This is a genomic window from Campylobacter hepaticus (genome assembly GCF_001687475.2).
Classification (GTDB): Bacteria; Campylobacterota; Campylobacteria; order Campylobacterales; family Campylobacteraceae; genus Campylobacter_D; species Campylobacter_D hepaticus.
This window is the reverse complement of record NZ_CP031611.1, coordinates 1,061,034-1,087,823: the sequence shown is the minus strand read 5'-3', so window position 1 is coordinate 1,087,823 and position 26,790 is coordinate 1,061,034. Positions and strand designations below refer to the sequence as shown.

Annotated in this window: 29 protein-coding genes, 1 tRNA gene and 1 pseudogene; 6 read left to right on the top strand and 25 right to left on the bottom strand. The window is 26.7% G+C overall.

Translation table 11 applies throughout. The features are described 5' to 3' along the window. Window positions 1–3: 3 nt before the first annotated feature. The 14 genes from A2J15_RS05330 to mqnP all read right to left on the bottom strand — a co-directional run bounded on the left by A2J15_RS05330 (window position 4) and on the right by mqnP (window position 9,198). Window positions 4–810, bottom strand: a complete 807-nt coding sequence (locus tag A2J15_RS05330; RefSeq protein WP_066778567.1) for a hypothetical protein — start codon at window positions 808–810, stop codon at window positions 4–6. Continuing rightward, a complete protein-coding gene (locus tag A2J15_RS05325; RefSeq protein ID WP_066778570.1) occupies window positions 804–1,733 on the bottom strand; it encodes a helix-turn-helix domain-containing protein in 930 nt (309 codons plus the stop codon). The genes A2J15_RS05330 and A2J15_RS05325 overlap by 7 nt, the downstream gene beginning before the upstream one ends. Further along, complete coding sequence (locus A2J15_RS05320) at window positions 1,726–2,406, bottom strand: TrmH family RNA methyltransferase (RefSeq protein ID WP_066778574.1); 681 nt, start codon at window positions 2,404–2,406, stop codon at window positions 1,726–1,728. The genes A2J15_RS05325 and A2J15_RS05320 overlap by 8 nt, the downstream gene beginning before the upstream one ends. A gap of 13 nt (window positions 2,407–2,419) precedes the next feature. Further along, the gene (gene rsmI / locus A2J15_RS05315; RefSeq protein WP_066778576.1) at window positions 2,420–3,244 is read right to left on the bottom strand and encodes a 16S rRNA (cytidine(1402)-2'-O)-methyltransferase; all 825 of its coding nucleotides are present in this window, start codon (window positions 3,242–3,244) and stop codon (window positions 2,420–2,422) included. Window positions 3,245–3,246: 2 nt separating this feature from the next. Further along, on the bottom strand, window positions 3,247–3,447 hold the full coding sequence (gene rpmE, locus A2J15_RS05310) for a 50S ribosomal protein L31 (protein ID WP_066778577.1): 201 nt from the start codon (window positions 3,445–3,447) through the stop codon (window positions 3,247–3,249). Between the two features lie 79 nt (window positions 3,448–3,526). After that, window positions 3,527–4,183 (bottom strand): 16S rRNA (uracil(1498)-N(3))-methyltransferase, encoded by a 657-nt coding sequence (locus A2J15_RS05305; protein WP_066778578.1) that lies wholly within the window; start codon window positions 4,181–4,183, stop codon window positions 3,527–3,529. Further along, entirely contained in the window at window positions 4,184–4,591 is a 408-nt protein-coding gene (locus A2J15_RS05300; protein WP_066778579.1) for a hypothetical protein, read from the bottom strand. Continuing rightward, window positions 4,588–5,016, bottom strand: coding sequence for a c-type cytochrome (locus A2J15_RS05295; protein WP_066778581.1), 429 nt, complete (start codon window positions 5,014–5,016; stop codon window positions 4,588–4,590). Before A2J15_RS05295 ends, A2J15_RS05300 begins: the two co-directional genes overlap by 4 nt. After that, complete coding sequence (locus A2J15_RS05290) at window positions 5,016–5,597, bottom strand: 6-pyruvoyl trahydropterin synthase family protein (RefSeq protein ID WP_066778583.1); 582 nt, start codon at window positions 5,595–5,597, stop codon at window positions 5,016–5,018. The genes A2J15_RS05295 and A2J15_RS05290 overlap by 1 nt, the downstream gene beginning before the upstream one ends. After that, window positions 5,594–6,337: a 7-carboxy-7-deazaguanine synthase QueE gene (locus tag A2J15_RS05285; protein WP_066778587.1), complete on the bottom strand. Its 744-nt coding sequence runs from the start codon at window positions 6,335–6,337 to the stop codon at window positions 5,594–5,596. The genes A2J15_RS05290 and A2J15_RS05285 overlap by 4 nt, the downstream gene beginning before the upstream one ends. Window positions 6,338–6,339: 2 nt before the next feature. Then, entirely contained in the window at window positions 6,340–7,302 is a 963-nt protein-coding gene (moaA, locus tag A2J15_RS05280) for a GTP 3',8-cyclase MoaA (RefSeq protein ID WP_066778588.1), read from the bottom strand. A 13-nt stretch (window positions 7,303–7,315) separates the two neighbouring features. Continuing rightward, the gene (locus A2J15_RS05275; protein WP_066778589.1) at window positions 7,316–7,828 is read right to left on the bottom strand and encodes a hypothetical protein; all 513 of its coding nucleotides are present in this window, start codon (window positions 7,826–7,828) and stop codon (window positions 7,316–7,318) included. 3 nt (window positions 7,829–7,831) lie between these two features. After that, window positions 7,832–8,323, bottom strand: coding sequence for a hypothetical protein (locus A2J15_RS05270; RefSeq protein ID WP_066778590.1), 492 nt, complete (start codon window positions 8,321–8,323; stop codon window positions 7,832–7,834). Continuing rightward, window positions 8,314–9,198, bottom strand: a complete 885-nt coding sequence (gene mqnP / locus A2J15_RS05265) for a menaquinone biosynthesis prenyltransferase MqnP (RefSeq protein ID WP_066778591.1) — start codon at window positions 9,196–9,198, stop codon at window positions 8,314–8,316. The genes A2J15_RS05270 and mqnP overlap by 10 nt, the downstream gene beginning before the upstream one ends. A gap of 72 nt (window positions 9,199–9,270) precedes the next feature. On the opposite strand from mqnP, the gene miaA reads away from it, so the two are divergent. From miaA to A2J15_RS05245, 4 genes and pseudogenes are all read left to right on the top strand, one after another. Further along, the gene (miaA, locus tag A2J15_RS05260; RefSeq protein ID WP_066778593.1) at window positions 9,271–10,128 is read left to right on the top strand and encodes a tRNA (adenosine(37)-N6)-dimethylallyltransferase MiaA; all 858 of its coding nucleotides are present in this window, start codon (window positions 9,271–9,273) and stop codon (window positions 10,126–10,128) included. Window positions 10,129–10,500: 372 nt separating this feature from the next. Further along, window positions 10,501–10,575 (top strand) — tRNA-Glu (locus A2J15_RS05255). Window positions 10,576–10,770: 195 nt separating this feature from the next. Beyond that, window positions 10,771–11,427, top strand: coding sequence for a superoxide dismutase [Fe] (gene sodB, locus A2J15_RS05250; protein WP_066778596.1), 657 nt, complete (start codon window positions 10,771–10,773; stop codon window positions 11,425–11,427). Between the two features lie 60 nt (window positions 11,428–11,487). Beyond that, window positions 11,488–12,177 (top strand): annotated as a pseudogene (locus A2J15_RS05245) (class I SAM-dependent methyltransferase). Between the two features lie 7 nt (window positions 12,178–12,184). On the opposite strand, the gene A2J15_RS05240 reads toward A2J15_RS05245, so the two are convergent. The 4 genes from A2J15_RS05240 to A2J15_RS05225 are packed head-to-tail and all read right to left on the bottom strand — an operon-like array spanning window position 12,185 to window position 16,941. Further along, on the bottom strand, window positions 12,185–13,393 hold the full coding sequence (locus A2J15_RS05240; protein ID WP_066778598.1) for a saccharopine dehydrogenase family protein: 1,209 nt from the start codon (window positions 13,391–13,393) through the stop codon (window positions 12,185–12,187). A 35-nt stretch (window positions 13,394–13,428) separates the two neighbouring features. Continuing rightward, window positions 13,429–14,334 carry an ABC transporter ATP-binding protein gene (locus tag A2J15_RS05235; RefSeq protein WP_066778600.1) on the bottom strand — a complete coding sequence of 302 codons (906 nt, stop codon included), beginning with the start codon at window positions 14,332–14,334 and terminating at the stop codon, window positions 13,429–13,431. Continuing rightward, complete coding sequence (locus tag A2J15_RS05230) at window positions 14,321–15,937, bottom strand: ABC transporter permease (protein WP_066778602.1); 1,617 nt, start codon at window positions 15,935–15,937, stop codon at window positions 14,321–14,323. Before A2J15_RS05230 ends, A2J15_RS05235 begins: the two co-directional genes overlap by 14 nt. After that, window positions 15,937–16,941, bottom strand: a complete 1,005-nt coding sequence (locus A2J15_RS05225; RefSeq protein ID WP_066778603.1) for a Fe(3+) ABC transporter substrate-binding protein — start codon at window positions 16,939–16,941, stop codon at window positions 15,937–15,939. The genes A2J15_RS05230 and A2J15_RS05225 overlap by 1 nt, the downstream gene beginning before the upstream one ends. A gap of 206 nt (window positions 16,942–17,147) precedes the next feature. On the opposite strand from A2J15_RS05225, the gene A2J15_RS05220 reads away from it, so the two are divergent. Continuing rightward, entirely contained in the window at window positions 17,148–18,347 is a 1,200-nt protein-coding gene (locus A2J15_RS05220) for a putative transporter (protein WP_066778605.1), read from the top strand. Window positions 18,348–18,438: 91 nt separating this feature from the next. Next, window positions 18,439–19,800 (top strand): hemolysin family protein, encoded by a 1,362-nt coding sequence (locus A2J15_RS05215; protein ID WP_066778608.1) that lies wholly within the window; start codon window positions 18,439–18,441, stop codon window positions 19,798–19,800. Window positions 19,801–19,909: 109 nt separating this feature from the next. Here the strand turns inward: A2J15_RS05215 and A2J15_RS05210 are convergent, their stop codons facing one another. From A2J15_RS05210 to tig, 7 genes are read right to left on the bottom strand one after another with little or no spacing between them, the layout of a single operon-like run. After that, entirely contained in the window at window positions 19,910–20,647 is a 738-nt protein-coding gene (locus tag A2J15_RS05210; protein ID WP_066778609.1) for a TerC family protein, read from the bottom strand. 60 nt (window positions 20,648–20,707) lie between these two features. Beyond that, on the bottom strand, window positions 20,708–21,274 hold the full coding sequence (purN, locus tag A2J15_RS05205) for a phosphoribosylglycinamide formyltransferase (RefSeq protein ID WP_066778610.1): 567 nt from the start codon (window positions 21,272–21,274) through the stop codon (window positions 20,708–20,710). After that, window positions 21,265–22,623 (bottom strand): bifunctional ADP-dependent NAD(P)H-hydrate dehydratase/NAD(P)H-hydrate epimerase, encoded by a 1,359-nt coding sequence (locus tag A2J15_RS05200; RefSeq protein WP_066778612.1) that lies wholly within the window; start codon window positions 22,621–22,623, stop codon window positions 21,265–21,267. The genes purN and A2J15_RS05200 overlap by 10 nt, the downstream gene beginning before the upstream one ends. A gap of 56 nt (window positions 22,624–22,679) precedes the next feature. Continuing rightward, entirely contained in the window at window positions 22,680–24,185 is a 1,506-nt protein-coding gene (locus A2J15_RS05195; RefSeq protein WP_066778614.1) for a YifB family Mg chelatase-like AAA ATPase, read from the bottom strand. Next, complete coding sequence (gene def, locus A2J15_RS05190; protein WP_066778616.1) at window positions 24,182–24,706, bottom strand: peptide deformylase; 525 nt, start codon at window positions 24,704–24,706, stop codon at window positions 24,182–24,184. The genes A2J15_RS05195 and def overlap by 4 nt, the downstream gene beginning before the upstream one ends. A gap of 34 nt (window positions 24,707–24,740) precedes the next feature. Beyond that, window positions 24,741–25,325 (bottom strand): ATP-dependent Clp endopeptidase proteolytic subunit ClpP, encoded by a 585-nt coding sequence (gene clpP / locus A2J15_RS05185; RefSeq protein WP_066778617.1) that lies wholly within the window; start codon window positions 25,323–25,325, stop codon window positions 24,741–24,743. Further along, entirely contained in the window at window positions 25,325–26,650 is a 1,326-nt protein-coding gene (gene tig / locus A2J15_RS05180; RefSeq protein ID WP_066778620.1) for a trigger factor, read from the bottom strand. Before tig ends, clpP begins: the two co-directional genes overlap by 1 nt. Window positions 26,651–26,790: the final 140 nt, after the last annotated feature.

Below are 26,790 nucleotides of genomic sequence, written 5' to 3'. Positions count from 1 at the left end.
CCTTTATTTTTTTAAGGTAATTTTTAAACCTCTGCGAATATTGTCTAAACTATACATATCACTTATAATGGCATACATAGCACCGTTTGGAATGAGTTCTGAAAAGTGGTTATTTTTATTATTGCTTTTTATTGCTTTAATTAAATTAAGATTTTGATCTAGAAAAAAGATTTTAGGAAACCAATTGTCTAAATCATTTGCATCAACAATCAAATTTGTGGCATTTTTTAAATTTAATACATAATCTTTTAAAGGTTTTTCTAAAGATTTTGGAGTATTTAAAGTTAAATTGATATTAGTTTTTAATATAGCATTAGTGAAATTTAAATTATATTCATAATCATAAGTTCCAATACGTTTAATGTTATCTATATAAACAGAATTTTCTTTTAAAAGATTATAAAGGGTACCAGGATCTAGTATATATTGAGACTCTACTTGTATGGTATAATCAATATTACCTTCTCTTAATATTAAATCTGTAGGAATAAAATAGACATAACCAGCATCATTTAAAACATCTGATAAAATTTTAAAAAACATAATTTCATCAGCTTTTGCTTTAAAATTTAATCTTAAATTTTGTGGATTTGGTAGAACTAAAGTGATTAAAGAATTGGTTTTTAGTATTTGAGATATTTTAGCAATATTACAATTTCCATTATCATCTAAATAAGGATTATTTAAAAATAATAATTCAAGTTGAGAATTTTTTTTGGGATTGTTTACTAAATTTTTTGCTAATTCAAAACTTGAGCTTGCAAAAGATAAGTTAAGATATAAGGTAAGAATAATAATTTTTTTTACCATTCTTTACCTTTGTTTAATTTTATAAATTCAGCAGCTGAAATACTTGTGATTTTTCCATCTTTGATTAAAAAACGTTTTAAGTTGCCAGCAGGAAATTTATGTTCTTGATTTTCTTGATTGATCATGGTTAAAGAAGCAGCTCCTGTTAACATGAGTTGATCTTTATCTAAAGAAATATTAAAATCTTTTTCTTTAACAAAACTTGTTTTTTTAAGATTTTTTAAATCTATTAAGCCTATCCAAATTTTTGTAGAAGTTTGAAAATATGCTTGATTTAAAATATCAGTTTTTGTTGTTTTTGTATGGAGAATTTCCTCTTCATGGGTTAAAGTTTGGTTATTTTCAAGGGTGTGATTTTGTGTGCTAATATTTTGTTCATTTTCTTGCAATTGAATGTTTTGATTTGATGTAGTGATGTTTTGATAGCTTTGATTTGCTTCTTTAATTTTATCATTGTCTATGATAACAACATTATTTTCTAAAGATTTTAAATTTTCTTGAGCTTGACCTATAATATTAATTACTGTTGCACTAGTATTGTTTTGTTCATCTTTAAATAAGGTTTTTAATGTATCAAAATAATATATAGTTATTACTATAATAATTAAAATGATAAAAATAATAAAAAAGGGCCAAATAGAGGAAGTTTTTTGACTATAAGCTTCTAATTTTGTGATTATGATCTTTGATTTTTTTTGTGGATTGGGATTGTTTTCATTAAGGTAGTGTTCATATTCTTCATTAAAATCACTAAAATCAAGTTCATATTCTCGGCTTAAAATTTTAAGAAAACCTTTGACATTAAAACGACTTAAAACACTGAAGTTTTTTTCTACTAAAGCTTCTAGAAAATCAAGTTCTATCTGCGTTTTAGCCGCAACTTCTTTTAAATTTAATTCTTGTATTTTTTTCCAATTAAGCATTTATCATCCTATCACAAAGTATTGCAAAAGCAGCATTAACATTGAGGCTATCAAAATTATTTTTCATTGTTATGCCAACACATTCATCACATTTTTTTATAATTTTAGAACTTAGACCAAAACCTTCGCTGCCTAAAATCAAAACTTTTTTATTATTTATTGTAATGCTATGGATTGTTTTACCTGAGCTATCGCTAGCATAAAAGTAAAATCCTGCTTGTTTGAGTTCATTTATCACATCCAAAGCATTGTTACTTATTACAATAGGTAAATCAAGCGCTGCTCCACTACTTGTTCGAATCACACCTTGCATAGCTAATTTTTCACCAATAAAAATTAAAGCTCCTACTCCTAAAGCATAAGCTGTACGTACGATAGCCCCTATATTTCCAACATCACTAATTCCATAAAGCATTACAATAAAATCATTGTTTTTAACTTCATTTAAACTTGTAAAAGATTTTTGTTTAATATCAAGTAAAAAACCTTGATGATTTCCACCTTTTGCATAGGCTTGAGCACTTTTAAAATCAAGCTTTTTAATTTTAAAACCGCTTTTTAGAATTTTTGCAAAAGACATTTTATCACATTCTTTAGCTAGATAAAGTTCATTAATAAGATCTTTATGATGCTCTAAAATGTAAAAAAATATTTGTTTTCCATAAACTATCATTTTTTTATTCTACCTAATTTTGTCTTAAAAGCAGTTTTTGATAAAGTTCTTTTGGATTTTTTCCATTCATTTTAGCTAATAATTTTGCTTTATTTTTTAAAGGCAGATCAAGCTCTAAAATATCTTCTTCACAAAGAAGATTTTCAGAGAAATTTTCTTCTTTGGCTTTTACAACCACTACCCATTCTCCATTTAAATTGCTTGTTTTTAAAATATGCAAAAGTTCTTGTGCGTTAGCTTTAAATTTATTTTCAAATTTTTTACTGATTTCTTTGATGGCAAAAATTTCGCGTTGGGGATCTAAAAGGGCAATTTGTTCAATTAAAGATAAAATACGTTTTGGAGATTCATAAATAATGCTTACATAAGGATTATGTAAAACTTTTTTTATATCTTTTTGTCTTTCTTTGCCTTTGGGTGCTAAAAATCCCATAAAAATAAATTCTTTTTGACAAAAACTTGAACTTACAAGTGCAACTAAAGCTGCATTCGCACCTGTTAATACTTCATAAGCAATTTGGTGTTTTTGGGCAAATTCTATTAAAGTTCTTCCAGGATCACTAATGCCTGGCATTCCTGCATCACTTAAATACGCTATATTTTGTTTAAAAATATTTAAATCAATTTCATCTAGAACTTTTTTTTCATTATGAGAATGCAGAGGTATAAATTGAGAAATATTTATATTAGTATGAAATTTTGTATTCAATAGTTTAATTAAAGACTTACTTACTCTTGTATCTTCACAAAATATAATTTTGCAAGTCTTTAAAAGTTCTAAAGCTCTAAAAGAAATATCATTTAAATTTCCTATGGGAGTAGGAATAAAATAAAGCATAATTATTGCATTGAGTATTTTCTTTTAAATTTCTCTACACGACCTGTAGCATCTACTATTTTTTCACTACCGGTAAAAAAAGGATGACAATTTGAACAAATATCTACTTTTAATTCTGCTTTGTTTGATTTGGTTATGAAAGTATTTCCACAAGCACAATTTACTTTACATTCTATATATTCTGGATGTATTTCTTTTTTCATTAATTTTCCTTAAAAAATAAAACAATAAGCTGTAATTATATTTTATTTAATATAAAAAATATATTAATTTAAGAAAAAATTAAATCAAAATTTTTGCTGCTATTGCAATGACAGCATTTTGACTTTTTAAAATATTAGAAGTCTTAAGAGCGATTTTTTGATGAAAAAATATTTTTTCATCTTTGTTAAATCCCCCTTCTGGACCTATAAAATATAATTCCTCTTCTTTAAAATCGCTTTTTTGTTCCCCTTCAAAGTCTATCATAATTGCATTAGGAAATTTTTGAGCAAATTCTTGAGTACTTTTATAGATATTTAAATTCATTTTTACATTTCTTCCACATTGTTCACAAGAAGCAATAATAATTTTTTCTAATCTTTTTAAATCTATTTTAAAATTTCTTTGTGAAAAATGGGTAAAAACTAAATGTAATGTTTTTACCCCAAGTTCATTTAAAAAGGGTAAGGTTTTTTCTAAAACTTTAGTATCTATAACTGCTAAAGCCAAACTAAGCTTACTTTGTTCTTGATTTTGAATGAATTTATTGGATAATTTTAAAATACAAGAATTTCTTTTTAAATGAGTGATTGTGTATTCATAAAGGAAATGATCTTGTAAATTTCTTAGATTAAGTTTTGTATTTTCTTTAACCCTTCTTACTTTTAAATGATTAAAGTCTTTATCTTGAAGTTGTATTAGTTTTTGACCTGCTTGCTCATGATATAAAAATTGCATTTATATGTATCTTTTTATAAGAAAAGGTAAAAATAATAAAAAGATTTCGCAAAGCAAAATTAAAAAACTAAGCCATCTAAAATTCGTATATCTTCTAAATCTTCTTGCTTTTTTAAAACAAATAAAATGAAAAATAGCTAAAGCAAAGATTAAAATCCAAGAAAAAATCATAATCCAAATGTTTAAATTCATTTGAAATTGTTTAATAGATAATAATAAGCAACCTGTAAAAATTATTAAAGCTAAAAATAAATAATAAATTGGTAAAAATAATCTTATTCTACGTATAAAAATAAATTCAGTTTTAAAATTTCCTTGCGTTAAAATAAGATAAAAAAGCATTAAAAAACCACTTGCATAAAGGCTATAAAGATGTAAGGCTAAAAAAAACTCATAGCTTTGATTCATAATTTTCCTTTATTAATAAAATCAGCTAAATTATAGATTTGCTCTTGAGTTAAAAAACTATGATTTTTATCTTTTAATATTTTTATTTTTTGTATAAAAGTTTTATTATTAAGGGTTTTAATAGCTGGATTATGGTTGATTTGTAATTCTCCTTTTTCTCCATGACAAGAAGCGCATTTTTGTTTATATAAAGAGCTTATAACGCTAAGATTGACTTCATAGGTATTTTTTGAAGTTTGCATTTCATCATCAACAGGTAGAGGTAGGTTAGAATCGCTTAATTCTGTTTTTTCATCATTTTGTTCTATTTGGATGATTTCTTCAACTGTATTTTGAGTTTTAGAAGTATTTTTTTTATCATTAGAGCAAGCCATGAAAAATAATAAAAAAAAACTTAAAATAATTAATATTTTAGTTTTTTGCATTAAACCTCCTTCGGATTAATAAAAATTTCTTTATTTTTGAGTTTTTCGTAAAAATTTATATCATTCCATTCTGCTTTAATAGTGTCTGAAAATTCTATATCTTCAAAAGAAATTTTTGGCATATTAGGACTATAAGCATCTTCTTTGAAGCCTTGTGCATAACCTGTTCTTGTTTCATGAACGATAATGCTTTGTAAATTAACGCCTTGTTCCCCATTTATCATTTTAGTTTGTTGTAATAAAGTATCAATAAGTATAAAAAAAACACGACAAAAATTTTCTGCACTCACGTTAACAGGCAGGCAAACCCAACGATTTGAATACTTTTTCATTTCTTCTAAATATCTTTTATCATCATATTTAAAAAGAGTAATACTATGGTCAAAGCTATCAATAATTTGGCGTATATATGTTTTTAAAAGACCAAAGTCGTAAACCATACCAGCATTATCTAAGTATTGGCTTTGAAGTAAAACTTCTACCTTATAAGAATGCCCATGAATACTGCTTTTACAACGTTTAGATGAGCAAAATCTAACAATATGTGCGTTTTCAAATTCAAATAATTTTCTTATAATCATACACCCTCTTTATCATTCCAAAGACGAATATGAATTCTATCAGAATAATTATAACCATTTTTAATACAAAATTCAGCAATTTCTTGTGCATTTTTTCTTATACATTGTTCATTTTCACCCATAGGCATACAAAAAATTTGATTAGGAACTTCTTTTATGATTTCTTCAATTTCTAAAGATGAATGATTGAGTGTTTTAACATCTAGAACAAATTTGTAAAAGCTATCTTTTGCATGCATTTTAATTTCTTTTAAAGCTTTAAAATTAAATCGTTTATTTTTTGCAACTCCACTATTTTGTAGTTTTACACTTAAAGCAAAAATGCATTTTTTATAAAAAGGATATTTATCAAAATCAATTTCTATGCTACCATTGCTTTCAAAATGTATTTGTAAATTTGCTTTTATTAGCATTTTAATGAAATTTATAAATTCGGGGTTTTCATGATGGATTAAAGGTTCCCCACCTGTGATAACTACAATAGGATTAAAATGCTTTTTTAATGTTATTACTCTATCAAAGAGTTTTTGAGCATTTAAATTTTCATAATTTTTTTGAAATTCCTTAGTAAAGACAGCTTTTATGGTATCACAACCTAGGAGAACTTTATCATTTTTTGATATTTTTACACCAAAACCTGAACAATTAAAATTACATCCTGCAAAACGCATAAAAATAGCTAATTTTCCACTGTATTTTCCTTCTCCTTGTATACTTAAAAAACTTTCAACAAGATCCAATATTAACCTCCAATTTCATAAAAAGCACGTGAAGAAGTTTCATTGTCTATAATATTCCATTTATTTTTTTCTGGTTTGTTTTTTAAAACTTCTTGTAAAATTGCTAAAGCGGCTTTGATATCACCTTTTCTTACTGCTTTTTTTATACTTAAAGCTTCATCAAAATAAAGACATGGTATAAGTAGCCCTTCAGCACTTAAACGTATACGATTACAAGAAGTACAAAATTCATGACTATGTGGATCTATAATCCCAAATTCATAGTCATTTGCACTATAAATGCTTACAGGGGCTTTTTCATCTTTTTTTATCAATTTGATCTTATATTTTTGACTTAAAATTTGTATGATTTCATCTCTTGTTAAACCCTGCAATTTTCTATAAGCATGAGTATTTTCCATAAATTCTATAAATCGAATCTGACTATTTTTGGATTTTGCAAATTCTAAAAGAGAGATTAATTCATCGTGATTTAGATTTTTAAGAGCTACAGTGTTGAGTTTGATTTTTAAACCCATTTTTAAAGCTTCATCAATTCCTGCTAAAACACTATCTAAAACATCTTTTTGTGTAAGAGTTTTAGCCTTTTTCTTATCTAGTGTATCAAGCGAAATATTAAGACGTTTAAGTCCAGCATCTTTAAGATCTTTAGCAAAATCTTTTAGTAAAAATCCATTTGTGCTTATAGCAAGATCAATATCATTTTTATAATCATGAATCATTTTTATAAAAGTGCTTAAATCTTTTCTTAATAAAGGTTCTCCTCCTGTAATACGAATTTTTTCTATACCTTCATCAATAGTTGCTTTAACAAATAAAAAAAGTTCTTCAAAGCTTAATAAATTTTCTTTAGCTTGGTAATCAAAAGGAATTTTTGGCATACAATAAAGACAACGAAAATTGCATCTTTGTGTGACTGAAATTCTAAGATAATTTATTTTTCTACCAAATTGATCTATGAGCATGTTGTCCTCCTTTTTATTTTATTAATTTTTTAAATTTTAGAACAAGTTCTACATTTCCAGTACCAATACGCAAATCTTTTGCTATTTGTTCTATGCTTTTACCTTCTTTAAAAAGATTTTCGATTTTTTGTTCTTCTGTTTCAAAGTTAGGGGTTAATTTAATCATGCTCTGAGCTTTTTGTTCTAAATTTAAAAGGCGATTTTGTTGTTCATTTTGAAAATCCTCTATTATGTGTTCCATGGTTTTTAATGTTCTTAGTACAGGGGTTATTTTGGCACTAATTTGCTTATCAAGTTCAATTTTCATCTCTTCTTTTAATAAAGTGGTTTTATAATCTTCATCTTCTTCATCTTCTTTGAACCCTAGTTCTTTTCGAAAATAATGAAGTTCTTCGGTAATATCTTCTATAACATTTTGAAGTTTTATAATTTTGAGATTGTTTTCTTTTTCTTTTATGTTCATATAAGCTAATATTGCTAATAAAAGTATTATTGTAAAAATTAAATAAAGTACATCATCATACATTGCTTATCCTTTCTTGTTCCTTATGAGCTCTCTTTGAATTTCTACAACAAAGGCATCAAAGGCTATTTTATCTTCAGGCTTGATTTTAATGATTTTAGCCAATTTGTTATTTTGAGCTTTGATAAAAACAGCTATTTTTTGATTATTTAAATCAAATCTTAAATAATAATTGCTATCTTTTTCTAAAATATTGTCTGAAAAATTTAAATATTCAAAGTTTAAAGCTTCTATTATACCTTCTTGTTTAAGTTTTAAGAGTGTTTTATCGCGGTTTAGGGAATTTTCAAGTCTTAAAATATCTTCTTTTAAGCTTAAAAGTAAATCAAAAATTATCTTTTCACCTTCATCAAAGTCGGTATTTAAAGCAAGTTTTTTCCATTTTGCAATTTGAGCAATACTTCCAAGTTTTAAGTATTCTTCTAAAAAACGATTATTTTCTATTTCACAAGATTCTAAATCAGCTTTGCAATTTGTTTTAAATAAGGTTAATTCCATAATAAATCAATCCAAATAAAAATAAAAAATATAATACTTAAATATCCATTTAAAGTAAAAAATACTTTATTAATATGGATAAAATCTTTATGAATAATTTTATGTTCTAAAGCTAAGATTATAGCACTAATAATCACTCCAATAAGAGCAATATTTCCAAGAGCTATGCCCCAAACTTCCCACACAAATAAAAGCCAAAATAATACCGCTAATACATGGAAAAAAGCTGAAATAAATAGTGTGATTTTAAGACCAAATTTAGCTGGTATAGAATAAAGACCTACTTTTTTATCATAATCCATATCTTGTAAAGAATAAAGTAAATCAAACCCACTTGTCCAAAAGCTAACACCTAAGCATAAAATCACACTATAAAGGTGAATTTTTCCCATAACTATAATACTTCCTGCAATAGGTGCAAGCCCTAAGCAAAATCCTAAAACTAAATGGGCTAAAGAACTAAAACGTTTAAAAGCAGAATAAATAGCTAAAATAAAAAGTACAGGAAAAGAAAGATAAAAAGCTAGAGCATTGATAAAATAGGAGCATAGTATAAAAATAATAGCATTTAAAATGATAAATATCCATATGGTTTTACGCCCTATTTTTCCGCTAATATTGGGACGATTTGCACAGCGAGGGTTGTTTTTATCAATATCTTCATCCATTAAACGATTGCTTGCCATGGCAAAATTTCTTGCACTTATAGCACAAATAATGCCTAAAATTAAAGCTTTAAATCCAAACCAAGCGCTATCATAAGTAAGTTTTGAAGCAACCATCATTGATGAAAGTAAGAAGGGTAAGGCAAAAATAGAATGTTTAAATACAACAAGTTCTAAAATATGCTTAATTTTTATCCAAAATGTATTCATTTCTTTACTTTAAAATATTTTTTGTTATGATTTTACTAAAATTTTTATAAATTTTAGGATAAATATATTGAAATGTTTTTTGAAATAGCACTCATAGGAACAACAGCAAGTGGGAAAACTTATATCGCAAATACTTTAGCAAAAGAATTTAATGCTGTGATTTTAAGTCTTGATAGTCTTTGTGTTTATAAAGAGATTAATGTTGCTAATGCTAAACCAAGTTATGATGAGCTTTTAAATTTAAAATATTTTGGAATTAATTTATTAAGTGTGGATGAACATTTTAATGTTGAATTATTTATAAAAGAATACTATAAGGCAAAAGAATGTGCTTTGTTTTATAAGCTGCCTTTGATTATAGTAGGTGGGACAAGTTTTTATTTAAAAACTATGATAGATGGTTTAAGTCAGAAAATTTCTGAAATTGAAAGTTCTTTAAGTAATGAAGAAATTTATGCCCTTTTATCTAGCGTTGATCCAGAATATAAAATAGAAAAAAATGATACTTATCGATTGAAAAAATGGTTAAGTGTTTATCAACAAACAGGAGAAATTCCTAGCCAATTTTTAAAAAGGACGCATAAAAAAGGAGTGCTTGAAAATATAAAAATTTATGAGCTTGTGTGGGATAAGGAAATTTTAAAAAAGCGTATTAAAATGAGAACAAAAGATATGTTAAATAATGGTCTCATAGATGAAGCTAAAATGCTTTTTTCTCGTTTTGATAATAATCTTAAGGCTTTAAATTCTATAGGTTTAAAAGAATGTAAAGCATATTTAGATGGTAAAATTTCTTTAAATGAGCTTGAAGATCTTATTAGTATGCATACTATACAATTAGCTAAAAGACAAAGAACTTTTAATAAAAAATTTCAAAGTACAGCTTTGGAATTTGATAAAGCTTTAACATTGCTTAGAAGTAAATTCTAATTAATATTGAGCAAATTATTTTTTTAAGATTTAATAAAACATTTTCAAAATAAGCTTTATTAAATAATACAAAATTAAATTTTAGTATAAAAGTTAATCTTTAAGTTAGTAGCCATAATTAAGATAAAAAAGCTATTAATAATTTGTATTAGTAATTATATTATAAAAATAATTACTAATTAAAGTGAAAGTAAAATAATTTTTTTAATCAAGTTTAAAATATTAATTTTTCTTAAATTATTTAATGCAAATAAGAATCTTTATATTTAAATTATGATTAAAAATTTTATAAGTAAAATGAAGTAAAATGGATATAATTAATTAAATTTTAAGAAATAAAAATGTATAATTCTAACTTATTTTTATTTTTTTGGCCCATTCGTCTAGCGGTTAGGACATCGCCCTTTCACGGCGGTAACACGAGTTCGAGTCTCGTATGGGTCACCATTATGCTTTCTATAATTTTATGTCTTAAATCATAGTTTAAATGCTTTTAATATTAATTATCACTCCATGTTTGCATAAGATATTTTTTATAAAAAATTAAGTTTTATTTATGTTCTTTTTAAGATATTTTTACTCTTTTTAATTTTTATTATGGTAATATTTTTAATGCCAATTTAAAAATAGAAGGAGAATATCATGTTTGAATTAAGAAAATTGCCTTACGATATTAATGCTTTTGGTGATTTTTTAAGTGCTGAAACTTTTAATTATCATTATGGTAAACATCATAATACCTATGTAACAAATTTAAATAATCTTATTAAAGATAGTGAATTTGCAAACAAAGATCTTGTAAGTATTATTAAAACTTCAAGTGGAGCGATATTTAATAATGCAGCTCAAGTGTATAATCATGATTTTTATTTTGATTGTATTAAGCCAAGCTGTGGTTGTGGGGGTGCATGTGAAAGTATGGATACTAACTTAAAAGAAGCTTTAGAAAAAGAATTTACTTCTTTGGATAATTTTAAAGCTGAATTTATTAAAGGTGCAACAGGAGTTTTTGGTTCTGGTTGGTTTTGGTTAGTTTATAATACCAAAAATCAAAAATTAGAATTTGTAAGTACTTCAAATGCAGCTACTCCTATTAGCGAAGATAAAGTTCCTTTACTTGTTGTAGATGTTTGGGAGCATGCTTATTATATAGATCATCGTAATGCACGTCCTGCTTATTTAGAAAAATTTTATACTCATATTAATTGGGATTTTGTTGCAAAAGCTTATGAATGGGCTTTAAAAGAAGGAATGAACTCTGTTAGTTTTTATGCAAATGAACTTCATCCTATAAAATGATTTTAATCCTTTTTGTGTTAGAATGAATTTTATGTTTAATTCTACACAAAAAGGAAGAAAATGGATAATTCTTTAGCTGCTTATACTCAAAAATATGAACAAGAATCTTATGGATTGTAATACCCTGATGGACATGTTATAAGGTTTTATGAAAGAATTTTAAAATTTAAATTGCATAAAACTAGTGGCAAATTGCTTGATTTTGGTTGTAGAAATGGGGTGCATTCTAAATATTTTAGTAATGTAACTAAAGCAGACATTGAGCCTTATGGTATTGATATAGTTTCTAGTTTAAAAAATGTTTGGCAAAAAGATCCTATTTTAAATCCTAATAATTTTCATATTATATCTCCTAATTCTAGTTTTAAGCATTTATTTGATGTTAAAATGGATTTTATATTTGCAAATCAAAGTTTGTATTATCTTACAAAAGAAGCTTTTAATCAAACTATACAAGAATTTTATGATTTGTGTAATGATGGGGCTATTATATTTGCAACCATGATGAGCGATAAAGGTTATAGTATGTATGAAAGAGGAGAGCTTATGCCAAATGGATTGCGTGAGGTTAAAGGATGTCCAAGTGGTAGATTAAGTGGTTCTTCTTATATACGTTTTACTAAAGATGTAGAAGAATTAAAAAATGATTTTAAACCTTTTAAACCTTTATTTTGGGGAGATTATGAATTGATTAATTTATATAATTTTGAAGGAAGTGTAGAACATTTTATTTATATAGGACAAAAGTAAGTTAAACTTACTTTTGTCCTAAGCTTGGAGTCATTTGTATAATTTTCCAAGGAAGTCCTTGTGAGTTTAATTCTTCCATAAAAGGTTTAGCTTCAAATTCTTCCATATTAAATACACCTTTACCTTGCCAAATTCCTTTAGCAATAAGTTTAGCACCTATCATAGCAGGAACACCTGTTGTATAACTTACAGCTTGTCCACCTGTTTCTTCGTAGCATTTTTCATGATTGCAAACATTATAAATATAAATTTGTTTATCTTGACCGTTTTTAATTCCTCTAATGACGCAGCCTATGTTGGTATAACCTTTTGTGCGTGCCCCTAAACTTGCAGGATCAGGAAGTAGGGTTTTTAAAAATTCAATAGGAATGATTTCTTGCCCTTGATGCATTATAGGTTTTATTCCTAGCATGCCTACATTTTCAAGGCATTTCATATGAGTGAGATAGTTTTGACTAAAAGTCATAAAAAAGCGTATTCTTTTTAAGCCTTTAATATTTTTTACTAAACTTTCAAGTTCTTCATGATAGAGTAAATAGCTATCTTTGATACCAATTTTTGGATAATCCCATTCCATTTTTATTTCCATAGGTTTTGTTTCTATCCATTTTCCATTTTCCCAGTAACGTCCTTTAGCTGAAACTTCACGTAAATTAATTTCAGGATTAAAATTAGTCGCAAAGGCATAACCATGATCTCCAGCATTACAATCTAAAATATCTATATAAGAAATTTCATCAAATAAATTTTGTTGCGCATAAGCACAAAAAACATTTGTTACCCCAGGATCAAATCCGCTGCCTAAAAGTCCTAAAATACCTGCTTGTTTGAATTGATCGTTTCTTGCCCATTGTTCTTTATATTCAAATTTAGCTAAACTAGGGTGTTCATAATTTGCTGTATCTATATAGTGGATATTAGTTTGTATGCAAGCATCCATTAAGCTTAAATCTTGATAGGGTAAAGCTACATTAAGTAAAAGATCAGCTTTTGTTTTTTTAATAAGTTGCACTACTGCGGCAGTATCATTAGCATCAATTTGTGCTGTTTGAATTTGTATTCCTAAATGCTCTTTGATAAAAGCAGCGATTTGATCACATTTACTTTTTGTCCTACTAGCTAAGGTGATATTACTAAAAGTGTCTGAATTCATTGCACATTTTACACTTGCTACTTGACTTACTCCACCAGCACCTATAATTAAAAGATTTTTCATAAAATAAGTCCTTAAAGAATTTTTGTGAATTTTAGCTAAAAATTGATAATATCAAAATTTATTTTTTCTTCTAAATGATAATTTGAACTTAATAAAATAAAAAATTCTATATTTTTATAACTTGCTTTTATTCTATAAAAAGCACCTAAAAATTCTTTTTGTAAAATTTTCGCCTCAAAACGATTTCCTAGTTTAAATTCAGCATAACCAAAGGTATAATTTTTTGAAGCTATCCATTTGAAAAAATCATCTTCTAAATCAAGCTCTTGATTAATAATATTTAAATTAGGTAAAATATTAGCACTTTTATGAGTAGGGTTAAAATAAAGATCTTGTGGTTTTCCATGAGCTAAAATTTCTCCTTTATCTAAAAAAGCAATTTGATCAGACATGCAATAAGCATCTTCTATATCATGAGTAACCATGATAGCTGTAATGCCTTGATTTTGTATGAGTTTTTTTAATTCTGTTCTTAAATCTTGTTTTAAATTTTGATCAAGATTAGAAAAGGGTTCATCTAATAATAAAAGCTTATGACCTCTTGCTATAGCCCTAGCAAAAGCAACTCTTTGTGTTTGTCCTCCTGAAATTTCATTAATTTTTTTATATTTTAATTCTTCAATTTCAAAAGTTTTAAGTAAGTGATCTAAAATTTCTTTTTTATTTTTCTTATCATAAAGAGCAAAAAGTATGTTTTTTTCAACATTTAAATGAGGAAATAAAGCATAGTTTTGAAACATCATTGCTGCTTCACTTTTACAGGAAAACAATTCATAAGAACTTGCTTGTTCAAGCTGAGCGATAATTCTTAAAAGTGTACTTTTCCCACTTCCACTTCCTCCTAAAATACTTAAAAATTCTCCTTCTTTAATGTGAAGATTAATATTTTTTAAAGCTTGTATTTTTCCAAAATTTTTAGATAAATTTTTAATTATTAGCATTGTCTTTCCTTGTGATTTTATCTATCCATATAACAACTATTAAAGAAAGTAAAACAATAAGTAATGAAGGCAAGGCTGCATCATAAATTCTTTCATCACTTGCAAACCAAAAAGCTTTGACACTTAAAGTTTCAAAACCAAAGGGTGCTAAAATTCTACTTAAAGGTAATTCTTTTATAGTGTCAATAAATACAATAATAAAAGCTAAAAATAAAAAATGCTTCATTAAAGGTGTATGAATTTTTAAAAATAAAACAAGATAGCTAGGTCTTAAATTTAAACTGGCTTCATCTACATTTAAATGAATTTTATTATATCCTCCTTCTAAAGAATAAATTGCACTTGCTAAAAAGCGAATAATATAAGCAAAGATAAGAACAAATAAAGAATTTCCTAATAAAGTTATATGAAAAATTTTATCTAAAGATATAAAAAGTATGATCATACTAATACCCAAAACAGCAGCAGGTATAGAATAACCTAAAGAGCTTATTTTTAAAATAAATAAATTGAAAAAATGGTTTTTAATAATTCTTGAACTAAACATCAAAAAATAAGCCAAACAGCTTGTAATTAAAGCAGTGATTAAAGCTAAAACTATGGTTTGTAAACTAATCATATAAAATTCTAATTCAAAGAGTTTTGTATCTTTTAAACCCCAATAAACAAGCCAAATAAAAGGTAAAATAAAACCTAATAAAGCGATCATAAAACAATAAAAAGAGCACAAAATTTGTTTAGTGCGGTTTAAATTTCTTTTTTTAAGAAAAAGGACTAAGTTTTGATTAAAACTGTAATGATATTTGTTTTTATAATAATAATCTATGTATATAATTAAAAAAACAAAAAGCATTAAAATTCCTGATAAAACACTAGAAGAATAAGAATCATTTAAATCATACCAGAGTTTAAAAATTCCAGCTGAAAAAGTATCAACTCCCAAATAAGCAGAAGCACCATAATCACTTAAAGTTTCCATTAAAACTAGTAAGGCTCCAGAAATAATAGCGGGTCTAGCGCTTAAAAGTGCTACACGAGTAAAAATTCTAAATTCAGAATAATTCATAATTTTAGCTACTTCATAAGCTTCTATAGCTTCACTTTTAAAGGCTGTTTTAGCAAATAAATATATATAAGGATATAAAGAAATTCCTAAAACGAAAATAACCCCATAGTGGTTAAAAAAATTGATTCTAAAACCAAAATTTTCATGAAAAAAACCTTGAAAATCCATAATACCAACATAGACAAAAGCTAAAATGTAAGCAGGTATGGCTAAGGGTAAAATGAGTAATTTTTCTAAGATTTTACAAAAATAAAAATCATAATTTGCAATCAAATAAGCAGAACTAATTCCTAAAACTAAGCTTAAAAATAATACTCCTATGGTAATTATAAAAGTATCTTTAACAAATTTTAAAAATAAATAATTAAAAAAATGTTCAAGATTTGCTTTAATAGGTAAAAATGTGCTTGTATCATTTGTATTAAAATTTTGAAAAATGATATAAAAAAGCTCGATAAAAATACCAAAAACAGGTAAAGCAAGTAAAAGGGCAAGTAAAATTGCCCCTAATTTATAATATTTTAAATTTTTATACATTACCTAAAACCGATTTGATCATAAATTTTAATAGCTTCTTTAATATTTTCTGCTATTTCACTAACAGGAATTTGATCTTCTTTAAAATTGCCAAAATCTTTTACTGTTTGACTTAATTCTATATCGTTTCTTATAGGAAATTCATAATTCGTATCCGTAAGGATTTTTTGAATTTCAGGACTTAACATAAATTCCATGAATTGCTTGGCAGCTTCTTGATTTTTACTTGATTTTGTCATGGCAATACCACTAATATTAATATGAGTTCCTCTATTGTCTTGATTTGGGAAAATAATACCTAAAGAATTTCCAACTTCTACATCTTTTGGATTTTTAGAATTTTTTAAAAGACCTATATAATAGGTATTCATAACAGCAAATTTTGCTTCACCTGCAAAAACCTGTCTAGCTTGATCTCTATCGCCACCTTTTGGGTTTGTTGCAAGATTATCTAGTAAGCCTTTAGCCCAAGCTTTAGCATTTTTATCCCCATCATTTACTATAATAGAAGCTAGAAGAGTTTTACTATAAGGAGCAGTAGCACTTCTCATAACAATTTGTCCTTTAAATTCAGGTTTTGCTAAATCTTCATAATTTTTCATTTTGCTAATATCTGTATTTGCATTTTTATTATATGCAATAATTCTTGCTCTTTTTGTAATAGCAAACCATTGTTTATCTTTATCTCTTAAATGTTGCGGTATAGTTTTTTCTAAATACTCAGATTCTACAGGAGCTAAAATGCCTGAATTTTTAGCCTCTGCAAGATTAGAAATATCTGCTGTGATAAAAATATCTGCAGGAGAATTAGTTCCTTCTAGCGAAAGTCTTTTTATAAGTTCTGAAGCTTTAGCTTGAGTATGATTAACTTTAATACCTGTTTTTTCTTTAAATTTTTTGATAATTTGAAAATCAGCATCATAATGTCTTGCTGAATAAATATTAAGTTCTGTAGCACTTAATAAAGAAATACTTAATAAGAATGTAGAAAAAATTTTTTTCATTATTATCCTTTTTAAAAATATTTTTTGATAAGAAATATTAATATTAAAAAGTAAATACAGATGCAATTTAAATGATAAATAATTTTATTATCAAAATTAATTTTAATCTTAAAAATTTTTATAGATTTTTTATATAAAATAATATTTATGGTCATTTTTTGCTATAATAAAACTTTTTGTAAGAATTTTTTTTAAGGTAGTGTATTATGTTTTCTTCATTTTTTGGGAGTAAAAAATGGGCTTTATGGGCTTATTCGGGATTTTTTTTATTGCTTTTTTTTCTTTTTATTCAAACAAGTCTTAATGTAGCCATTAATTCATGGTATAGTGATTTTTATAATGTTTTACAAAAACCCAAAATACAAGCTTTGAATTCAAAATCTGCTCAAAATTTAGAAATAGATTTTGATAATAATGAAACTTTAATTCAAGAAGCTAATAAAAAAGCTGATGAAAATTTTAAAAAAGCTAATTTTATTAATAAAGGTGCACTTTATTATTATCAAAATTTATTAGAATATTTTTTCCATTCTAAAGCTATGGTTGAAAAACCTGATTATTCTATCAATGATTTTTATGCTTTAATCTCAGTATTTTTAGCTATTGCTATTCCTTATGTTTTAATTGCCACTATTAATATTTATTTTGCTAGTATTTATGCTTTTAAATGGCGTGAGGCTATGACTTTTGAGTATTTAAAATATTGGAAAAATAAAAATGACAATATAGAAGGAAGTTCTCAAAGAATTCAAGAAGATACTTATAATTTTTCTAAAATTGTTGAAAGTTTAGGACTTAGTTTTATAAAAGCTTTAATGACTCTTGTTGCATTTATACCAATTTTATGGACTTTAAGTGATGTTGTGAGTAAGGCTTTATTTGCAAATTTAAGTGAAAATTCCAGTTTTTATTTTTTAAAAAATATTGATGGTTTACTTGTTTATGTTGCTCTTATTATTTCTTTAGGGGGTTTGATTATATCATGGTTTGTAGGAATTAAACTTCCAGGACTTGAATATAATAATCAAAAAGCTGAAGCAGCATTTAGAAAAGAGCTTGTTTATGCAGAAGACAACCGTCAACAATATGCTAAAAATGAAACCATGATAGAGCTTTTTACAGGACTTAAATTAAATTATAAACGTTTATTTTTGCATTATGGTTATTTTAATATTTGGCTTATTTTATTTGAGCAAATGATAGTTATTGTTCCATTTTTAATTATGGCTCCAGGACTTTTTACAGGACTTATTGGACTTGGTATAGTCATGCAAATTAATAATGCTTTTGATCAAGTAAGGAGTTCTTTTAGTGTTTTTATTACAAATTGGACAACTATTACCCAGCTTAGAAGTATATATAAGCGTCTAAAAGAATTTGAAAAAAATATTTCTTATAAAGCTTAAATTGTTTCATAAATATATTAAGTGGGTAAATTAAATTTACTTTTAATTGTGTATAATTAGTTTTAATGATATTTGATTTTAAGGAGCTTCATTGGACCCCAGTCAGGTTTTAGATTTAAACCAAACTTTACCCACGGTATCTTTTGATATAGGGTATTCTATATTTATGATTGTTGTTGCACTAGCTTTAGTGTGTTTAAATGGCTTTTTTGTTTTATCTGAATTTAGTATTGTTAAAGTGCGCCGTTCAAAACTTGAAGAAATGATGAAGGAAAAAAAACCAGGAGCTAAAAAAGCTTTAGAAATTACTTCAAAACTTGATACTTATCTTAGTGCTTGTCAATTAGGAATCACTTTAAGTTCACTTGCATTAGGTTGGATAGGTGAACCTGCTATAGCAAAAATTCTAGCCATTCCTCTTCTTAATCTTGGTTTTAGTACAGTTTTTATCCATACTCTTGCTTTTATTATCGCTTTTAGTATTATTACTCTTTTGCATGTGGTTTTAGGGGAGCTTGTACCAAAAAGCATTGCTATTACCCTTGCTGATAAGATTGTGATTTTAATAGCTAGACCTCTTCATTGGTTTTGGATGTTTTTCTTGCCTTGTATTAAAATTTTTGATTTTTTAGCAGCTATGAGTTTAAAGCTTTTTGGTATAAAAGCTGTTAAAGAAAGTGAATTAACCCATAGTGAGGAAGAAATTAAAATTATAGCAAGTGAAAGCCAAAAAGGTGGAATTTTGGATGAATTTGAAACTGAGATCATACGCAATGCAGTAGACTTTTCAGATACGGTTGCTAAAGAGATCATGACACCTAGAAAAGATATGGTTTGTTTAAATAAGAAAAAAAGCTATCAAGAAAATATGCAAATTATTTGTAAGCATAAACATACACGTTTTCCTTATATAGATGATTCTAAGGATACGATTTTGGGTATGATACATATACGTGATCTTATACAAAATGAATTAAGTCATAAAAATGAAAATTTAGATGTTTTTGTTAAACCTTTAATTTTGGTTCCTGAGAACCTTAGTATATCAAAAGTACTTGTAATGATGAATAAAGAACGTTCTCATACGGCATTAGTGGTTGATGAATACGGAGGTACTGCTGGAATCTTAACCATGGAAGATATTATGGAACAAATTATTGGGGAAATTAAAAGCGAACATGAAGAAGATAGTTATAAAAAACTTGCTGAGAATATTTATCAATTTCAAGGGCGTTGTGATATAAAAACGGTTGAAGAAATGCTTTTAATAAGCTATGATGAAGATTTAGAACAAGTAACCATAGGAGGTTATGTTTTTAATCTTTTGGGGCGTTTACCTGTAGTAGGAGATCGTATAGAAGATGAACTTTGTTATTATGAAGTTAAAAAAATGAATGGTAATTCCATAGAGCGTGTTAAGGTTGTTAAAAAAACCCATAAAGATCAAGAATAGAGCATTTAGTAGATTAAACTTTTAAAATATTTATATATTTTAAAAGTTTTTTAAAACCATCTTCAAAACAGATTAAACATTATCTTTTACTTTAAATTGATGATATTTTTTAAAGTTTACTTTCATGCGTATTTTTATTCGTTTTTTTCTCATCTAAAATATTTAAAATTTGCACTATTAAAGCAAAGCCCATAGCTGTATAAATATAAGCTTTATTAATATGCAAATTAAAACCTTCGGCTACTAAAACTGCTCCTATTAATACTAAAAAGCTTAAAGCTAAAATTTTAATACTTGGATATTTGTCTATAAAATCTGCTATAGCCTTAGAAGCAAAAAGCATGATAATTACTGCTATGATTACTGCTATAATCATGATGCTAATATCTTGAGCAATACCTACTGCTGTAATTACACTATCAAGTGAAAAAACAATGTCAATTAAAGCAATTTCAATAACTACTATCCAAAGTTTAGTGCTAGCTTTAAAATGGTTATGATTTTCCTCTTGATGAGAAATTTGGTTTTTAATTTCTTTAATAGATTTGATAATAAGAAATAATCCACCACACAAAAGCACCAAATCTCTACCTGAAATTTCATTTTCAAATACACTAAATAAAGGAGTAGTAAGCTTCATAACCCAAAAAAGAGATAAAAGAAGTAAAATTCTAGTAATCATAGCAAAAGCTAAACCTAAAATGCGTCCTTTGTTGCGATGCTCTTGAGGCAATTTACTAACTAAAATTGCTAGAAAAATGATATTATCAATCCCTAGAATAATTTCAAGCGCACTAAGAGTGATTAAAGTAATCCAAGCATTAGGATTAAAAATACATTCAAACATTTTATTCCTTAATAAAACTAAAAAGTAATTTTATAGTTTTAAAGTAAATATTTTTAGCCATTAAGAAAAAATTTTTATTATACTTAAAGGTAAAATTTCATGTTCTAAAGCATGAATTTTTGCTTTAAATTCTTCAAAACTTAAATCTTGTTTTTCAAAAGCTTTTTGATCAATAATTTCCCCTGAATCTAATACTTCATTAACCCAGTGTACACTTACTCCAGCTATTTTCATGTCGCTTTCATAGCTTTGTTTTATAGCGTGTGCTCCTTTAAATAAAGGCAATAAAGAAGGATGTAAATTAATAGCTTTAATTTCTTTTGTAAAAACAGGGCTTAAAATTCTCATAAAACCTGCTAAAACGGTTAAGTCTACTTCACTTTCTTTGATTTTTTGTACTAAAATTCTATCAAAATCTTCTCGTGTTTTATAATTTTTATGATCAATAATAACACTTTCAAGATTATATTTTTTAGCTCTTTGTATGCCAAAAGCATTTTTATTATTGCAAAGGCAAAGCACAACTTCATAAGTATTTTCACCTATGGTTTTTTGATGAAGTTTTTCTAAAATATTTTCTAAATTGCTCCCATTTCCACTAAAAAGTACAGCCAATTTTATAAGCATTTTAATCCTTTTATAAGTTTTAAAGCATCAAAGCTATTGTGATTAAATTTATAATTTTTTGCAACAAGTGCATGAGCCAAACAGGCGTTTTTTGCTGCTTCTAAGGCATTAAAGCCTGATCCTAAAAGTGCAGCTATCATACCGCTTAAAACATCTCCACTACCGGCTTTAGCTAAACATGCATTGCCTATATTTAAAACAAAAAGTTTTTCTTTTTGGGCAATAATAGTATTAGCTCCTTTTAAAACAAGAACACAATTATATTTTTGAGTAAATGCCTTAGCATATAAGAAACGATTTTTTTGAAGTATTTCAAGATCTAAATTGTGATTAAAACACATTTTATAAAGTTTTATAAATTCTTTTGGATGAGGACTTATGATCACATCTTTTCTATTTAAATATCCTAGTAAAGTTTTACTTAAAAAAACATTAGCATCTAAAACCAAGGGGATATTTTGTAAAATTTCTTCTTTTAAAAAATCTAAATTTTCAAGTCCCATACCTAAAGCAATAGCATTTGCATTTTTTTCGATTTTTTCTTTTAGCATTAAAAGGGGTGAAAAACTTTTTTGTGCGATTAAAGATACAAGCCCTGCGCCAAAATTTAAAGCTCCAAGTCCTGCTAAAGTTCCAGCACTAGCACTTGCTACTATATAAACATGACCATAATTTCCCTTATGAGAATTAATCTTCCTTTTAATAAGTTTTAAATCTTTTTTTTCAAGCAAAAAATGAGTACTAGGAGCTTGAAATTGTTTAGTATGGATGCCTAAATTGCCTATTTTGATTTTACCTACAGATTCTTTGGCAAAATCTTCAAGTAAAATTGTTTTTAAAGCCCCCATGCAAACTGTTAGATCAGCTTTAAAACAAGGTTGAAATCCTAAATTAGTGGGTAAATCACAAGCAATTTTAAAAGCCTTGCTTTGATTAACTTTTTGTATTAAAGAATGGTATTTTTCATCTAAAGCACGATTACAACCTGTACCTAAAATACAATCAACAATGAGTTTGAATTTTTTTAATTTAGGCTCTTTTTGCATAAATTTAAAGCCAAAATTTTTTAAAATTTGTTCTTGTTTTTTAAAATAGGCATTTTCTTTAAAACCAAGTTTATAAGCCTTTGTTTGTTTAAGATGTCTTAGGGCTACTAAAGCGTCTACACCATTATTTCCCCCACCAAGTAAAAATAAAATTTCAGAATTTTTAATATTGAGTTTTTTGGCGTATTTTTTTACTATTTTAGCCAGTTTAATACCAGCATTTTCCATCAAAATAAGCTCATTTAAACCTTTATCTATAAGAGTTTTTTCTAAAGTTTTTATATCATCAACAATAGCTTTCATGCTTATCCAAAAATATTTTTTATCATTATAGGTTATTTAAATTAAAATTTCCCTATTTAATGCTTTATTCTAAAACCCAAAGCTTCTAAAACATGACTTTTATTAATATTTAGACTTTGATTTAAATCTGCTATACTTCTTGAAACTTTTAAAATTTTATTAAAAGATCTTAAAGACAATTTATAACGCGAAATAGCAAGATCTAAAATCTCTTTAGCATCCTTTTCTAAAGTACAGAATTGATTTAAATCTTCATCCTTTAGCTTAGCATTAAATTCTTTTTGCCCGCGTTTTTTACCAAAGATAAAAGCTTGTAAGATTTTATCACTCATTTCTTTAGAATCAATACTTGTTTTATCTTTTTGATCGATTTCATCCATAGCTACATAAAGATCAATTCTATCCATAATAGGAGCTGAGATATGGTTTTTGTATTTTTTAATTTCATTTTCTGTGCAAACACAAGTGAGTTTTTTAGAAAATAAATTCCCGCAAGGGCAAGGATTTTGAGCAGCTATAAAAATAAATTTTGTTTCATAGGTGATTTTTGAATTAACCCTTGAAATATGAATTTGATGATCTTCTAAAGGTTCTCTTAAGCTTTCTATGATTTGTTTATTAAAATGGGGAAATTCATCAAAAAACAATACCCCTCCATTAGCTAGCGCAACTTCGCCAATTCTTGCATTTTTTGTTCCCCCACCAAAAATACTTGCCCTAGTAGAAGTATGATGAGGATGGCGAAAAGCACGAATTTTGGTAAATTCACAATCTTTTGCATTTAAAGACATATAAGCGTTTTGCATTAAGATTTCATTTAAGCTTTGTGGAGGCATGATATAAACAAGACGTTTAGCACACATGCTTTTGCCACTCCCTGGGCTACCTTCTAGTAAAATATTATGCATGCCAAGTGCAGCTATCATACAGGCTTTTTTAGCCTTTTCTTGTCCTTTTATATCTTTAAAATCAAATTTAAATTCTGTATTTTGTAAAAAAATTTCATCTTGTATTTTTAAAGGATGATGAAATAAGGGATGATTGTGTGAAAATTTAAATTTTTCATAGTTTTTATTTTTAAAAAAATCTATGGTTTCATTAAGATTTTCAAGCCCATAAACTTCCAAATTAGGAATCATAGAAGCTTTTTGTGCTATGGTTTTAGGAACAACGATTTTAGCTTTTGTAATTTTAGTAGAAAGAAATAAAAGCAAAGAAAAAAGTTCATTAGTACTTTTAATGCTTCCATCAAGACCCAATTCTCCTACTACAAAAAAATCATCTAATGATTCATTTTGTAAAATGATAAGCAAGGCAATAGCTAAATCAAAATGTGAACCTTTTTTAGGGATGCCCGAAGGGCTAAGATTGATGGTGATTTTTTTAGCAGGAAAGCTAAAACCGCAGCTTAAAAGGGTTGCTTTAATACGTTCTATGCTTTCTTTAATAGTTGTATTTGCAAGACCTACTATACTTAAATTTGGCAACCCTCTTGTAAAAGTAGATTCTACTTCTATAATCTCTAAATTTTCATGAAAATTGATACATTTTAGTTTTTTCATTTTTCCTTATTTGTTTTTTTCTTTTTTTTGAATTCTTTATCAAATTTTTGGCGTTTGGCAAAAGAAATTCTTTCTATAAACAAATGTCCATCTAAATGATCATTTTCATGTTGAATAGCAACAGCTAAAAAACCTTGTGCTTGAAGTTCTTTAAAGGCACCAAAACGATCTTGATATTTTAATAAAATATGGCTATAACGTTTTACTTCTTCAAAAAAACCAGGTATACTCAAACACCCTTCTACACAAGTTATCATTTCATCACTTAAGGGAATGATTTGAGGATTTATAATTTCTAATAAATCTTCTTTTTTTTGCTCATCATTTTCATCAAAAATATTTACAAGCAAAACACGTAAAGGAATATCAACTTGAATAGCTGCTAAACCTACTCCATTGTCTGCTATCATAGTTTCATACATATCATCAAGTAAAACATGTAAAGAAGAATCAAACTCTTTTACAGGTTCTGAATTTAAAAAAAGCCTAGGATTGGGATAAGTTATAATTTTTCTAATCATTTAAAAACCTTTATTTTAAACAATATCAAGCAAATTATTTAAAATTTTTCTCCAAAATCTTATCGATTAGTCCATATTCTTTGGCTTCTTGTGCTGACATGAAAAAATCTCTTTCTGTGTCTTTTGAGATTTTAGCGATTTTTTGTTTGGTATTTTTTGCCAAAATATCATTAAGTATGGTTTTAAGTCTTAAGATTTCTTTTGCTTGAATTTCAATATCTGTTGCTTGACCTCTTGCCCCGCCTAAAGGTTGATGAATCATAATGCGTGAGTTAGGTAAAGCAAAACGTTTTCCTTCTGTGCCACAACTTAATAAAAACGCCCCCATTGAAGCAGCTTGACCTATACAAATAGTGCATACATCAGGCTTGATATAATTCATAGTATCATAAATGCTAAATCCACTTGTAATCACACCACCTGGAGAATTGATATAAAGATAAATATCTTTTTGAGGATCTTCAGCCTCTAAAAAAAGAAGTTGAGCTACAATAGAAGCAGCAAGTTCATCATGAATCTCTCCGCTTAACATAACTATTCTATCTTTTAAAAGACGTGAATAAATATCATAACTTCTTTCTCCACGGCTTGATTTTTCAATAACATAAGGAATAAACATTATTTATCTTCTTTCTCTTTTTTATTTGTTTTTTCAATCTTTGGTATGAAAATATCATTAAAAAGTTTTTCTTCAATTAAAGCCATTTTTACTGCAGGCAAGGCCCCTTGTTTTTTATAGTTTTCTAGGTGTTCTTTTGGGTTCATACCATAACGATAAGCCTCAAAATAAACCGCTTGAATAAGTTCTTGATCGTTAACTTGAATATTTCTTAGTTTTGCAAGTTCATCGATAATAAAAGTAAGTTTTACACTTTTTTGTGCTTCTTCTTTAAAAGAATCACGTTTTTCTTGATATTTTTCCTTACTTGTTTTAATTTCTTCAAGTTCTTGTTCATTAAAAGTATTTAATGCTGCTTTAAATTGTATATCAATTTCTTGTTCTACTATGCCGCGAGGCAGATCAAAATTAAATGTTTGTATTAAAGCATCTGCAAATTGAGCTTTTAATTCATCATTGATAAGTTTAAAAAGTTTTTCATTTTTAAGTTGTTCTTTGATTTTTTCATCTAAAAGTTCAATACTTGCTTTTTCTTCATTAGGCAGAAGTTTTTTAAGCATTTCTTCATCGAGTTTAGGAATTTTAAGTTCTTGAATTTCATGCAGTTTTACTTTAAATACCGCATCTTTTCCAGCTAGATGTGCTGCACCATATTCTTGAGGAAAAGTTACTTTGATATCTTTTGCTTCTCCTGCTTTCATTCCTATCATGCCTTCTTCAAAACCTGGAATAAATTGTTTAGAACCAATCTCTAAAACATAGTTTTCAGCCTTACCGCCTTCAAAAGCTTTATCATCTACAAAACCTTCAAAATCAAATTTTGCAAAATCACCTTCTTTTAAAGCCCTTTTTGTTTCAATAGCTTGAGCATTAGCAAAACGTTTTAATAATTCTTCTTTTTTTTCTTCAATTTCTTTTTTGCTTATTTTTGGAATTTCATATTTAGGAATCAGTTTTTCATAGCCATCAAGTTTAAATTCAGGTTTAAAAGAAAGTGCTAATTGAGCAACAATTTCTCCTTCTTTGCGGTCAAATTTTTCAAAATAAGGCTCTCCTACGAGTTCTTTTGCCTCTTTTTTTAATTCTTTTAAAATATCATTTATAGCAGATTTAAAAAGATTTTGTTCTGCATCTTGAGTTAATTCTTTTTCATATCTTTTAAGCACAGCAGCAATAGGAACTTTGCCTGGTCTAAAACCGTTCATTTTTACGCTTTTAGAAGCTTTTTTTGCTAAATTTTGTATTTCATTTTTAATCATTCCTGAAGGAATTGTCACACTAGCAGTAGCATTAACAGAGTCTAGTTGCTTTGCTTTTACTTCCATATATTTTCCTTAATATAAATTTTTACTTTAAATAATAACAAATTTTTCCTTATTACTTGCATAAAATTTTAAAGCAATTTATGATAAGATTACAATAATAACTTAAATGACTTAAAAATTTAAAATAAAATCGGAGAAAA

Coding starts and splice junctions, on each gene's coding strand:
- A2J15_RS05330 (WP_066778567.1), bottom strand. CDS start 810: ATGGTAAAAAAAATTATTATTCTTACCTTATATCTTAACTTATCTTTT.
- A2J15_RS05325 (WP_066778570.1), bottom strand. CDS start 1,733: ATGCTTAATTGGAAAAAAATACAAGAATTAAATTTAAAAGAAGTTGCG.
- A2J15_RS05320 (WP_066778574.1), bottom strand. CDS start 2,406: ATGATAGTTTATGGAAAACAAATATTTTTTTACATTTTAGAGCATCAT.
- rsmI (WP_066778576.1), bottom strand. CDS start 3,244: ATGCTTTATTTTATTCCTACTCCCATAGGAAATTTAAATGATATTTCT.
- rpmE (WP_066778577.1), bottom strand. CDS start 3,447: ATGAAAAAAGAAATACATCCAGAATATATAGAATGTAAAGTAAATTGT.
- A2J15_RS05305 (WP_066778578.1), bottom strand. CDS start 4,183: ATGCAATTTTTATATCATGAGCAAGCAGGTCAAAAACTAATACAACTT.
- A2J15_RS05300 (WP_066778579.1), bottom strand. CDS start 4,591: ATGAATCAAAGCTATGAGTTTTTTTTAGCCTTACATCTTTATAGCCTT.
- A2J15_RS05295 (WP_066778581.1), bottom strand. CDS start 5,016: ATGCAAAAAACTAAAATATTAATTATTTTAAGTTTTTTTTTATTATTT.
- A2J15_RS05290 (WP_066778583.1), bottom strand. CDS start 5,597: ATGATTATAAGAAAATTATTTGAATTTGAAAACGCACATATTGTTAGA.
- moaA (WP_066778588.1), bottom strand. CDS start 7,302: ATGCTCATAGATCAATTTGGTAGAAAAATAAATTATCTTAGAATTTCA.
- A2J15_RS05275 (WP_066778589.1), bottom strand. CDS start 7,828: ATGTATGATGATGTACTTTATTTAATTTTTACAATAATACTTTTATTA.
- A2J15_RS05270 (WP_066778590.1), bottom strand. CDS start 8,323: ATGGAATTAACCTTATTTAAAACAAATTGCAAAGCTGATTTAGAATCT.
- mqnP (WP_066778591.1), bottom strand. CDS start 9,198: ATGAATACATTTTGGATAAAAATTAAGCATATTTTAGAACTTGTTGTA.
- miaA (WP_066778593.1), top strand. CDS start 9,271: ATGTTTTTTGAAATAGCACTCATAGGAACAACAGCAAGTGGGAAAACT.
- sodB (WP_066778596.1), top strand. CDS start 10,771: ATGTTTGAATTAAGAAAATTGCCTTACGATATTAATGCTTTTGGTGAT.
- A2J15_RS05240 (WP_066778598.1), bottom strand. CDS start 13,393: ATGAAAAATCTTTTAATTATAGGTGCTGGTGGAGTAAGTCAAGTAGCA.
- A2J15_RS05235 (WP_066778600.1), bottom strand. CDS start 14,334: ATGCTAATAATTAAAAATTTATCTAAAAATTTTGGAAAAATACAAGCT.
- A2J15_RS05230 (WP_066778602.1), bottom strand. CDS start 15,937: ATGTATAAAAATTTAAAATATTATAAATTAGGGGCAATTTTACTTGCC.
- A2J15_RS05225 (WP_066778603.1), bottom strand. CDS start 16,941: ATGAAAAAAATTTTTTCTACATTCTTATTAAGTATTTCTTTATTAAGT.
- A2J15_RS05220 (WP_066778605.1), top strand. CDS start 17,148: ATGTTTTCTTCATTTTTTGGGAGTAAAAAATGGGCTTTATGGGCTTAT.
- A2J15_RS05210 (WP_066778609.1), bottom strand. CDS start 20,647: ATGTTTGAATGTATTTTTAATCCTAATGCTTGGATTACTTTAATCACT.
- purN (WP_066778610.1), bottom strand. CDS start 21,274: ATGCTTATAAAATTGGCTGTACTTTTTAGTGGAAATGGGAGCAATTTA.
- A2J15_RS05200 (WP_066778612.1), bottom strand. CDS start 22,623: ATGAAAGCTATTGTTGATGATATAAAAACTTTAGAAAAAACTCTTATA.
- A2J15_RS05195 (WP_066778614.1), bottom strand. CDS start 24,185: ATGAAAAAACTAAAATGTATCAATTTTCATGAAAATTTAGAGATTATA.
- def (WP_066778616.1), bottom strand. CDS start 24,706: ATGATTAGAAAAATTATAACTTATCCCAATCCTAGGCTTTTTTTAAAT.
- clpP (WP_066778617.1), bottom strand. CDS start 25,325: ATGTTTATTCCTTATGTTATTGAAAAATCAAGCCGTGGAGAAAGAAGT.
- tig (WP_066778620.1), bottom strand. CDS start 26,650: ATGGAAGTAAAAGCAAAGCAACTAGACTCTGTTAATGCTACTGCTAGT.